Annotated in this window: 1 pseudogene; it reads right to left on the bottom strand. The window is 38.2% G+C overall.

Going from position 1 to position 414, the window contains the following annotated elements:
- Positions 1 to 414, bottom strand: a pseudogene (locus J7R10_RS09055) (homoserine dehydrogenase); the annotation flags it as partial.

The following is a 414-nucleotide window of genomic DNA, read 5'->3' as shown; positions in this document are numbered from 1 at the left end:
AGTCTCTGCGCATCTGCCAAACAATCTTTAAATGAAAGACCTTCAGTAAACATACGTGTTAATATATAATTGCATGTTCCATTGAGAATACCATAAACTCGCGATATATGATTACCTAAAAGTGATTCTCTCATCGCTTTAATGACAGGAATTCCTCCTGCAATGGCAGCTTCAAAATGAAGAAAGACGCCTTTCTTTTCTGCACTTATAGCAAGTGCCACCCCATGCCGCGCGAGAAGTGCTTTATTGGCAGTAACAACATGATGACCTACCTCAAGTGCTTTTTTAACAGCTGCATACACGACATCTAATTCACCACCAATTAACTCAACAAAAACATCAATTTCATCAGAAGCAGCCATTTCAACAGGTGAATCAAACCATTTTACATTACTCAAATCAATTCCACGATTA

Origin of the sequence: Bartonella vinsonii subsp. berkhoffii ATCC 51672, assembly GCF_902825225.1 — a bacterium.
In the GTDB taxonomy this organism is placed as follows: Bacteria; Pseudomonadota; Alphaproteobacteria; order Rhizobiales; family Rhizobiaceae; genus Bartonella; species Bartonella berkhoffii.
Note: the sequence above shows the minus strand (reverse complement) of the source record. Positions and strands in the feature narration are given on the sequence as shown.